The organism is Streptomyces corynorhini (assembly GCF_003346515.1).
GTDB lineage: Bacteria > Actinomycetota > Actinomycetes > Streptomycetales > Streptomycetaceae > Streptomyces > Streptomyces corynorhini.
Genome location: NZ_QQNA01000273.1, coordinates 1 through 10,631, shown reverse-complemented (window position 1 = coordinate 10,631; position 10,631 = coordinate 1). Strand labels below are relative to the sequence as shown.

Sequence of the window (10,631 nt, the reverse complement as noted above, 5' to 3'; positions counted from 1 at the left end):
CACCGCGAGCACGGCTCCGTCCCCGCCCCCGAACAGCTGGCGGTGCGACTGCCGGACGGAGCCGTGCTCGCGGTGCGCCACTGGCCGGGTCCCGCGAAGGCGCCCCTGGTCGTCGTCTGGCCCGCGCTCGGCGTCCGGGCCCGGTACTACCGCCGGTTCGCCGCGGCTCTGGTGGCACACGGCCTCGGCGTCGCGGTGGTCGACCTGCGTGGATACGGCGACAGCCTGCCCCGACCCGACTCCTCGGCCCGCTACGGCTACCACGAGCTGGCCACCGTGGACTTTCCCGCCGTCTTCGGCGCTCTGCGCGAACGGGCCCCCGGCAGCCCGGTGTTCCTCCTCGGGCACAGCATCGGCGGGCAGATCGGTCTGATGTACGCCGCCCGGAATCCGGCCGATGTGGCCGGGATCCTGCTGGTGGCCGCCGGTACCCCGCACTTCCGCACGTACCCCGGGGTGAGCGGGCTGATCCCGCTGCTGGGGACCAACACCGTCGCGGCGGTCGCCCGGCTGCGCGGCTACTGGCCGGGCGACGTACTGCGCTTCGCCGGCCGCCAGTCCCGGGTCCTGGTCGGCGACTGGGCCCGGATGGCCCGCACCGGCCGCTACCGTCCGGTCGGGGCCGACATCGACTACGAGGAACTCATCGCGGCCGTCCGCCTGCCCGTCCTGGCGGTGTCGGTCGGCGGCGACCTGCTCGCGCCGCCGGGCGCCGTGGACGCCCTGTGCGGGTTGCTGCGCGGCGCGACAGTCTCCCGTTGGCATCACGGCGAACGGCTCGGCCACACCGGCTGGGCCAACAGGTCCGCGCCCATCGCCGCCGAGATCCGCCGCTGGATCGGCGGCACGCTCAAGGCGCACCCCTCAGGGGAACCCGTCGAGTCTCCTGGAGAAGCGGGATCGTGATGCCGGGTGCCGCACGGCGTTCAGCACCCCGTCCTCTGCCGTCGGTTCCGACTGTTCCGTCTGTTCCGCCTCTTCTGTCTCTTCCGTTGTCCCTTCCGTGTGAAACAGCCCCCTGCGTCGACGGAGCGTGCCCTCCCCGCGTCTGTCGTGATCAGGTCCGGGAGAAGGGCGCCCAGTTGCTGAGTTCGAAGCCGGAACCACGTCGGCGCATCTCGAAGGCGCCGTGGCCGGGCAGGTGGGCGGGCAGCATCAGGGCGTTGGTGTCGGCCGCGTGGGCGAATATCCGCGCACGGCTCGCGCGCGCGCCGTCCTCGTCCTCCTCGAAGCAGCTGTTGATGTGCGGCTCGTTGACCTGGATCGCGCCGTGCAGCAGGTCACCGGCGAAGACGGCGCGGTCGCCCGAGGACTCCAGATGGATGATCGACGCGCCGGGGGTGTGCCCGGGGGCCAGTTCCAGGCGGAGGTGGGAGTCGATGGTGTACGACTCGTCCCAGAGCTTCACCAGACCGGCCTCGACGACCGGGGTGACGCTGTCCTCGTAGACGTTCTGGTTGCCCCGGCCGAAGACGGTGTTGTGGAGATTCTCCGGCTTCCAGTACTCGAAGTCGCGCTGCGGCATGAGGTAGGTGGCGTTGGGGAAGGTGGGAACCCACTCCCTGCCCTCCAGCCGGGTGTTCCAGCCGACGTGGTCGTCGTGCAGGTGGGTGTTGATGACGATGTCGACGTCTTCGGGCCGCACACCCACAGCGGCCAGGTTCGCCAGGTAGTCGGTGTTCAGGTAGGACCAAATCTCCTGGTGGGGGCGGTACTTGCCGTTTCCAGCGCCCGTGTCGACAAGGATGATCCTGCCCTCGCTGCGCAGTACCCAGGACTGGGTGGCGGCGCGCGTGAGGTCGTTCTCGGGCTCCCAGTGGTGGGGCACCAGCAACTCGGTGTGGCGCTGCCACTCCTCGGGCTTGCTGTTGGGGAAGAAGACGTCCGTCGTCATCGGGGTCGTGTCGGAGAACTCGATGACGCGATGGATCTGCACCTCACCGAGTTCGATGGTGCTGACCGTCGGCGTTCCGGTGCCGTCCGGCTGGGTGTTCAGCGGGTCCACGGGGCCACGGAGAGAAACGCTTGACATGGTGCTCCTTCGAATGTGTCGGACGTTCCCCAGCTTGGGAGCAGGCGGGGCCGGGCGGTATCGGACACGTGACTGCACCTTGTCCTGAGTGCCGCGGCCAGGGGGCCGTCATCACTCAGCGTGAACGATGTGTCCTCGGTGTGATCAGCGACGGCCGGTGAACGGATAGCGAGTCGGGTGGAGAAAGACGCGGGTGCCAGGGGACGGAAGCGATCGCGGCGCCACCGACACACGGGTAGCCGCGCACGGGCGCGACCGGCGGGTGCCGCTGGGGGTGCCGAGGGGGTGCCGCTGGGGAGTGGTTGCCGACTGCGCTCCGGGCCGCCCGACGCCGCCCGTCCACACGCCATTCGTCACATGACCGCACCCACTGTCCCGCGAGAATACGCTGGTAGCGTCGGTATGCGGAACGTGGCAGCCGGGATGACCCCACTCCGCGACGTTCCGCGATGTCTGGAGAACCAGTGGACGAACACGCGGCGGACGCCACAGCTGGCCGAGACGCCTTCCCGGTGCTCCGGGAAGCCGAATTCGACGAGTTCGTCGACGCCGTGGGCGCGGCGCGGCACAGAGGCGGACCGCTGACCGTCTCAGGGGCGCCCGGAGCAGGTAAGACCACATTGGTGGAGTCGGTCGCACGTCGCTTCGCCGCAGACGGCGGCCGGGTGCTGAGAGCCGTCAGCAGCCAGTCCGAGACCGATCTGCCGTTCTCGGGCCTGCACCAGCTCCTGCGGCCGGTCCGGGGGCGGATCGACGCTCTGCCACCCAGACAACGGAGAGCCCTGTACACCGCATTCGGGCTGGCGGAGCACAGTGAGGCACCGGAGCCGATGCTCATAGGGATCGCCGTCCTGACACTGCTGTCCGATGTCGCCGTCGACCAGCCCCTGCTGCTGGTCGTGGACGACGCCCACTGGACCGATCACGCCTCGCTGGACGCTCTTTCCTTCGTCGCCCGACGGCTGGCCGACGAACCGGTGACGGTGGTGATCGTCACCCGTGACGGCGCACTTCCCAGGCTCGGCTCAAGGGGACCGGCCATCCACCTGGGCCCGCTCGTCCCGGAGGCGGCGGAACGGCTGCTGGATCTTCAGCCGCAGGCGCCGACCGGGCGCACCCGAGCGCGGATCCTGGAGCACGCCGAGGGCAACGCCCTGGCCCTGGCGGAACTGGCACGGGCCGCGGCGGAACACCCGCGCACGCCCTACCCGCGCACGCCCTACCCGCGCACGCCTCACCCGCGCACGCCCTACGACACCGACGGCCCGCTCCCGGTGACCGACAGACTGGAGCGGATCTACGCCGCCCGCCTCGCGGCGCTGCCGCCGACCACCCGCAGAGCACTGGTACAACTGGCCACGGCGGACACCAAAGACCCCTCACGCACCGTGTTGTCCTGGCTCCCCGACATCGGAGACCCCGTGTGGGCGCCCGCTGAGGAGGCGGGCCTCGTCAGCAGGACCGGCGGGCGGCTCCGTTGCGGAAATCCGCTGTCCCGCATCGCGATTTACCACGCCGCACCGGTCGAGGAGCGGCGCGCGGCCCATCTGGAGCTGGCTGAGCTGTTCCGCGGGCAGGACCCCGACCGATACGCGTGGCACCTCGCCGCCGCGACCTCCGGCTTGAGCACACACGTAGCGGCCGAACTGGAGAACGTCGCGAACCGGGCACGTCACCGCGGCGGATACGCTGCCGCGGCTCACATGCTGGAACGGGCCGCGGATTTTCACCCCGGCCGAGGCGACACCACCCGACTGCTGGCCGCCGCCACCGGAACGGCGGTCCTGACCGGCCGACTCGACTCCGTCGAACGGCTGGCCGCACGCACCCGCGCCAGCACAGACGATCCGACGGCCGCGGTGCTCGCCGCGCTGCAGGTCGGACGGCTCATGACACTGACCACCTCGCACAACACCGCCTTCGGACAGCTGACGCGTCCGGCCGCCGCCCTGGCGGACACCCATCCCGCAGCCGTGCTGGAGGCACTGGCCGCAGCAGCCGTGGTCCGCTTCTACTCGGCCGACCCGGCACAGGCACACGAGATCGAACGTCTGCTGTCCGCCGTGTCGGCGGCCCCCTCGCACCGTACCGGCGACCGGGAGCCGTTCCTGACCGACTGGGTCAGGGTCGTCACGCGCCCTGAAAGCACCGAGCCGCAGGTGGCCCTGCGGCTGCCGGCCCTGATCACCGCGGCCTCGGAGCATCCCGGGACGCTGATGCTGCTCGCCATCGCGGCCTGGCTGCTGGACGAGACGGACCTGGCTGTACGCGCCTTCGACGCCGCGCTCACGTCGTGGACCGTTCAGGGACCGCTCCCCGACGGCCTGGGCGGGATCGCCGCTCTGGCCTACCTGGAACACGGCCGATGGACGCGTGCCCAGACGGCGTGCGCCGAACTCTCGGCTGTCGCCTCGGAGGTCGGTCTCGACCACGCGGCCGCCTGTGCCGGCGCCACCGATGGCCTGCTCCGTGCGCTACGCGGCGACGCGGCCGGAGCACGCGCCCAGGCTCGGCACGCCCTTTCACTTGTCGACCCCGTGGAAAGCCGTTCGGTCTTCGCCCTGGCCCATCGGGCGCTGGGAACCGCCGCAGCGACGGAAGGCGACAACGAAACGGCGTACCTGCACTATCGCCAGCTCTTCGACGGTCCGGGCGATCCGGTGCACTATCACCTCTCGTACCCGGCGCTGCCCGAACTGGCGTCGGCAGCGGCCCGCGGCGGCCACCATGAAGAGGCCGCCCGGATCGTGGACAGAGCCGAGCGCTCCCTCGAAAGCGCGGGCCCGCTGGCGCCGCGCAGAGCGGCCCTGGTGCAGCTGAGCCGGGCGCTTCTCGCTCCTCCCAACGGGGCCGAGAGCCACTTCACCCAGGCATTGGAGACTCCGGTACTGGCGCGTCGGCCCTTCGAGCACGCCCAGACGCTGCTGGCCTACGGCGAATGGCTCCGCCGTCGGCGCCGCATTGTCGAGGCGCGGACCGCGCTGGCCGAGGCCGAGGGCATTTTCCGACGGCTGGGAGCAAGGCCGGGTACGGCGCGCGCCCACACCGAACTCAGGGCTGCCGGATCCCAGAGCGACACGCCGGAACCGGACGCCTTTGCCGACTTGACGCCACAGCAACAGCAGATCGTACGGCTCGCGGCTCGTGGCCTGACCAACCGGGAGGTGGCGGAAAAAATGTATCTCTCCCCACGAACCGTCAGCTCACACTTGTACCGGGCGTTCCCCAAGCTCGGCATCACCGTGCGTTCTCAGCTCAGGGACGTGATCGAGGCCCGCACCGCGGACAGCGGCCTCGCCTGAGGCTCACCCGCTGTCACACGCCCACGCGACATGCTCCGTCTGGTCGCGGAGCAAGGCCACCTCCCTGAACAGCCGTGACATGGTGATCGCCAGCGGCCTCTACCCGTTCCCGCCACTGCCGAACCTGATCCAGCTCTCCGACGCCGCCGGTGTGATCGAGGCTGTTGGGCCGGACACCACCCGGTTCCGGGTCGGCGACCGCGTGGTCAACTCGTTCAACCCGACGTGGTACGGCGGCCCGCTGCGAAAGTTGGGCCAGATGTACGGCACCGACATCGACGGTTGGCTCGGCGACTACGCCGTCGTCGACGAGAACGTCCTGGTCTCGATGCCCGAGCACCTCAGCTTCGAGGAGGCCGCGACGCTGCCGTGCGCGGCCTTGACCGGTTGGTCCGCCGTGGCCGGCGTCGGGCCTGGCGACACCGTGCTGGTGCAGGGCAGCGGCGGTGTGTCGCCGTTCGCGTTGCAGTTCGCCCGCACCGCAGGTGCTCGGGTCATCGCCACCACCTCCAGCGAGGCCAAGGCCGAGCGCCTGCGCGAACTCGGCGCCTCCGACGTCGTCGACTAAGCCGAGACCCCTGACTGGGGATCCGTCGTCCGCAAGCTCACCGACGACCGTGGCGTCGACATCGTCGTCGAAGTCGGCGGTGCCGCCACCATCTCCCAGTCCGTGGAGGCGCTCGCCCTGCACGGCACCATCTCCCTGGTCGGCCACCTCGGCGGCGCCGGGCAGGGCATGGACCTGATGTCTCTCTCCCTCCGCTTCGCCACACTCCGTGCGATCGGTGTCGGAAGCCGTAGCGACCTGGAGGAGATGAACCGCGTCATAGCCCACCACCGCGTCCGCCCCGTGATCGGTCGAGTCTTCCCCTTCTCCGAGGCCCTACAGGCATTCGAGCACTTCGCGCACGGCTCACGTTTCGGCAAGGTCGTGGTCAGCCATGAGGTACAGTCCGGCGGATCATGGGCGGAGCCATGGCCGGACCGCGGCTGCGGTGCCGGTGCCGTGGTGGACGTAGGCCCCCTCTTGCCGTAACGGGTGGCGACTGCAGGGGAGTTCTTGAGTCGGTTGATGGTCCGCTCGGCCTCGTTGCGTCGCCGGTGGCGCTCGCGGTCGAAGTCGGCAGGTCCGCCGCCTGCGTTGCCTGTGCGCGCCGATCGTTCAGCCTCGGCACAGCGGGGCCGCCAGGGCGGGTGTGTTCTCGGTGGTGATGACGGTTCTGGTCATGGTGTGTCCTGGGGAGTGGTGGCCGGAGACCAGCGCCAGGCTTGCCGTTCCTGGCCGCGGGGGTCGTCGACCTGGGTCCACTCGGCGTCGACGCGCATCGTGGCCCGGCGCTCGTCGTCGTACGCGTCCCAGCCGGGGTTGCCGGTCCTGGCGAACCGGATCCAGGTGGCGTGCGTACGGGCGGCGAGATCCGCGGGGGGCTTGTCGGGGCCGAGCAGGGCGGATGGGCCGCGCAGCCGGGGGAGGTGCGCGAGATCGAAGACGAAGGGCAGCTCGACCGTGTGGGCGGCGCCGAGCTTCTCGTCCAGCGCCGGGGAGCGCCAGGCGAACTCGTAGGCGTAGGTGGCGGACTGGGGGTGCGCGGCATGTGCGTCGGTCAGGGCCCAGCTGCCCGCGCCGAACAGTGCGTCGCCCATGATGGCGGAGCGCAGCTCGCCGAAGGACGCACCGGGGCGTGCCTTCCGGTACGTCTCGACGAGTCGCGCCGGATTCGGGTGCGAGCGCGCCGCCGCGTCGTCGACGTCCCCGGCGGTAGAGGTGGCGTACGTGTCCACGGGGACCAGGTAGAGGTTTCCCTCCTCGGTGTTGGTCCCGATGAGCAGGTCGGTGCCGGCACCGAGGCCGATGGCGACGGATTCGGCGGGCTGCGTGTCGAGGACCAGGCCGAAGGGGCTGAATCCGATCAGCGGATCGTAGTGTGTCGCGGTCCGTAGGTCGATGTCCACGAGCCGGGAGGCGGCCTCGACCAGGCGGTCGTCGGAGATGTCCGCGAAGGCGTCGGCGCGGGGCTCGATGCCCAGGACCTCGGCCGCTGCCCGGGTGACACGGGCGGCCTGCTCGGTGGTGAACGCCCCCAGGCCGTTGCCACTTTGGACGATCGCCCGGCGGAAGAGCCCCGCGGCTCCTGGGGTGGCGAGGACGCCCCCGACGATGGTCGCCCCGGCCGACTGACCGAAGAGGGTGACGTGGTGCGGGTCACCACCGAACGCGGCGATGTTCTCCCGCACCCAGCCCAGCGCGGCGACCACGTCGAGCAGGCCGCGGTTGGCGGGCGCTCCGGGGATGTCGAGGAAACCGGCGATGCCGAGCCGGTAGTTGAGGGTGACGAGGACGACGCCGTCGCGGGCGAAGGCGGAGCCGTCGTACAGCGCGGACCGGGTGGATCCGGCGACGAACGCGCCACCGTGGACGAACACCATGACGGGCAGGTCGCCGCCGCCGGAGGCGTCGGGCGTCCAGACGTTGACGGTGAGGTGGTCCTCGCCGCGGCTCCAACCGGTGCCGAAGTAGGGGGACATGTCCACGCTGCCGAGCTTGCGTGCGGACTGCGGCGCGTTGGGCCCCGGCACGGTGGCGTCCCGTACGCCGTCCCACGGTTCGTGCGGTCGCGGCGGCTCGAACCGGCCGGCGCCACGGGGCGGGGCGGCGTAGGGGATGTTCAGGAAGGCGGTGGTGTCGCCCTGGCACAGGCCGCGGACGGCCCCCTGCGCCGTGGTCACGACGGGGTCGGTGGGGTGGCTCATGTCCTGTGTCCTTCCGCAGGAGTCCGGAAGCCGGAGTCGTCCTTCGGCATCGGATGGGTGGCGTTGGGGGAAGTGGGTATCCACTGTCGGCCGTGCGGGTACGTGTTCCGGCCGACGCGATCGGTGTGGAGATGTGCGCTGATCACGATGTCCACGTCCTCGGGTGCGCCGCCGACGCGCGCGATCGGCCGGGAAGCCTGCTTCGGGGCGGTTTTGGACCGTCGCGCGGGGCGTCCTTGGGGAAGCGGAGGTTTCCCTGGAACCGTACGAGCGGCCTCGGCGCGCGCGGTATCCGTAACGTGACTGCACCTGCGCGCACGGCCCCACCCCGCACGGCCCTGCCCGGCCGGGCCCGACCCCGCCCGGCCCCGCCCGGTCGGCGGATGCCGGAGCGCTGACTTCTTGGACTCTTAATAAAAGATATGTATTGCTCGCAATGTTCGTTGATAAGTTTTATCGCATCAGCGAACGAGGAGTGCAGCTATGCGCCCAGTGCCAGCGAAGGCCGTCACCACGTCGGCGAGGAAGCTCGCCGACGCTCTGCGCTCCGGCGCGCAGGTCGTTGTCCTGGAGGTCGGCCGCGAGGCCGGAGAAGGCCCGGAGCCGCGGAACTCCTACCTCGCCGGACACCTGCCCGGCGCCCGCTTCGTGTCGTTCGAGGAGGACCTCGTCGGCCCGCGGACCGGGAGTTCCGGCAACAGCCCGCTCCCGCGCGCGAGCGGCCTCCAGGACCGGCTGCGACGGTGGGGTGTGGACGACGACAGCACGGTCGTCGTCCACACACGGCAGAACCCCGCCGTGGCCACCCGCGCCTGGTGGACGCTCCGTTGGGCCGGAGTGGAGGACGTGCGCTACCTGCACGGCGGTCTGTCCGGCTGGCGGCGGATCGGCGGGGCGCTCGACACCGACGTCCCCCCGCCCGGCGCCGGGTCGGCCACCGTACGGCCCGGGTCGCTTCCCCTGCTGACCGCCGAGGAGGCCGGGCGGCTCGCCGCCTCCGGGCACCTCATCGACGCGCGCGCCGCGCAGGCGTACCGAGGCGACCCCGACCGCACCGGGACCGGGCACATTCCCGGCGCCCACAGCATCCCCGGCGCGGACAACTTCACCGGCGGCGAACTGCGCGACGCGGCGGCGCTGACCGCCCTGTACGCCGCGCACCTGGACGGAGACGAGGTGGGCGCGTACTGCGGCGGCGGGGTGTCGGCGACGACGACTGTGCTGGCACTCGCCTCCCTGGGCGTCGAGGCGGCTCTGTACCCCGGCTCCTGGTCCGCCTGGATCACCGACCCCACGCGGCCGATCGCGACGGGAGCCCGGCCGTGCGGCCGTACGGCGGCCGAACGCCCCTCGGCGGGGTGACCCCCGGCGTCCCCGGGACCACCCCGCCGAGGGCGCCTCAGCCGCGGTCGACCACGCCGGGACCGCCCGACAGGTCGCCGGTGAACAGGCCGCGCAGCTCGGCCTCCTCGTCGGCCGTCGGGATCCACCGGGACGCCAGGACGTTCTCGTCGAGCTGCCCGGGGACGGTCACGCCCGCGATCACGCTGGTGACCGTCGGCCGGGCCAGCAGCCAGCCGAGCGCCGCCGTGCCCGGAGTGATGCCCCGGTCGCGCGCGAACTGCTCGAACGCGGCCAGCGCCGCCCAGGGCGCCGCGCCCAGCAGGTAGCGCTTGAGGTTGGTGATCTTGGCGTCGCCCGGGGCGTGCTCCGCCGAGTACTTGCCGGTCAGCAGCCCGTTCTGCAGCGGGAAGTACGGGATGAAGCCCAGACCGTGGTGGCTCAGCGCCGGGATCAGCTCCTCCTCCGGCTTGCGCCAGAGGAGGCTGTACTCGTCGGTCGTCGACACGAACCGGGTGAACCCCCGTGCCCGCGCGACGTGTTCCGCCTCGACGACCTGCCACGCCTTGAAGTTCGACGCGCCGATGTACCGCACCTTCCCCGATGTCACCAGCGCGTCGAGCGCGGAGAGGGTCTCCTCGATCGGGGTGAGCGGATCAGGGAAGTGGATCTGGTAGAGGTCGATGTAGTCGGTGCGCAGCCGCCGCAGCGACTCCTCGACCGCGGCGACGATGTACTTGCGGGACCCCGGCCGGGCGTAGGCCGCACCGCGCTCCCGGCTGAGGTTGAGCCCGAACTTGGTGCCGATGACGACCTGTTCGCGGCGGTCGCCGAGCGCGGCGGCGAACAGCTCCTCGCTCAGCCCCGGCCGGTCGCCGTACCCCTCCGCGAGGTCGAAGTAGGTGATGCCGAGGTCGATCGCGCGGTCGACGATCGCGGTGACGGCCTCCTGCCCGGTCGCGCGCATACCGGACCGGCCGAAGGTGCTGGCACCGATGCCGATCTCGGACAGGACGAGGCCGGAGTCGCCGAGCCGGCGGTGTCCGTCGGGGAGATGGGGAACAGGGGGCATGTCTCTCCTCTCTGAGGGCGTCGGACGCGTGCGGTCCGACGCGGGGGATCGGCACCGGACGGCGCGGGGCCCGCCCGCCCTACGGGCGGACGGCGCTACTTCGACGAAAGACCCTAGGGCCTCTCGTTTGGAT

7 protein-coding genes and 2 pseudogenes are annotated in these 10,631 nt (G+C 71.3%); 5 read left to right on the top strand and 4 right to left on the bottom strand.

What is annotated here, in order from left to right:
* Positions 1–906 (top strand): alpha/beta hydrolase family protein (locus tag DVH02_RS28390; RefSeq protein WP_199566448.1); only part of this gene is annotated, 906 nt, incomplete at its 5' end.
* A 151-nt stretch (positions 907–1,057) separates the two neighbouring features.
* On the opposite strand, the gene DVH02_RS28385 is transcribed toward DVH02_RS28390, so the two are convergent.
* Positions 1,058–2,032, bottom strand: coding sequence for an MBL fold metallo-hydrolase (locus tag DVH02_RS28385; RefSeq protein ID WP_114626715.1), 975 nt, complete (start codon positions 2,030–2,032; stop codon positions 1,058–1,060).
* A gap of 449 nt (positions 2,033–2,481) precedes the next feature.
* Between DVH02_RS28385 and DVH02_RS28380 the strand changes: the two genes are divergently transcribed.
* The 3 genes and pseudogenes from DVH02_RS28380 to DVH02_RS28370 all read left to right on the top strand — a co-directional run.
* Positions 2,482–5,334, top strand: a complete 2,853-nt coding sequence (locus DVH02_RS28380; RefSeq protein ID WP_114626714.1) for a helix-turn-helix transcriptional regulator — start codon at positions 2,482–2,484, stop codon at positions 5,332–5,334.
* A 10-nt stretch (positions 5,335–5,344) separates the two neighbouring features.
* Positions 5,345–5,902: a zinc-dependent alcohol dehydrogenase family protein gene (locus tag DVH02_RS28375; protein ID WP_267899083.1), complete on the top strand. Its 558-nt coding sequence runs from the start codon at positions 5,345–5,347 to the stop codon at positions 5,900–5,902.
* Between the two features lie 15 nt (positions 5,903–5,917).
* Positions 5,918–6,259: pseudogene (locus DVH02_RS28370) on the top strand (zinc-binding dehydrogenase); the annotation flags it as partial.
* Positions 6,260–6,295: 36 nt separating this feature from the next.
* Here the strand turns inward: DVH02_RS28370 and DVH02_RS28365 are convergent.
* Positions 6,296–6,480, bottom strand: a pseudogene (locus tag DVH02_RS28365) (IS5/IS1182 family transposase); the annotation flags it as partial.
* Positions 6,481–6,558: 78 nt separating this feature from the next.
* A complete protein-coding gene (locus tag DVH02_RS28360) occupies positions 6,559–8,085 on the bottom strand; it encodes a carboxylesterase/lipase family protein (RefSeq protein WP_114626712.1) in 1,527 nt (508 codons plus the stop codon).
* A 483-nt stretch (positions 8,086–8,568) separates the two neighbouring features.
* On the opposite strand from DVH02_RS28360, the gene DVH02_RS28355 reads away from it, so the two are divergent.
* A complete protein-coding gene (locus DVH02_RS28355) occupies positions 8,569–9,447 on the top strand; it encodes a sulfurtransferase (RefSeq protein ID WP_114626711.1) in 879 nt (292 codons plus the stop codon).
* A gap of 37 nt (positions 9,448–9,484) precedes the next feature.
* On the opposite strand, the gene DVH02_RS28350 is transcribed toward DVH02_RS28355, so the two are convergent.
* Positions 9,485–10,498 carry an aldo/keto reductase gene (locus tag DVH02_RS28350; protein ID WP_114626710.1) on the bottom strand — a complete coding sequence of 338 codons (1,014 nt, stop codon included), beginning with the start codon at positions 10,496–10,498 and terminating at the stop codon, positions 9,485–9,487.
* Positions 10,499–10,631: the final 133 nt, after the last annotated feature.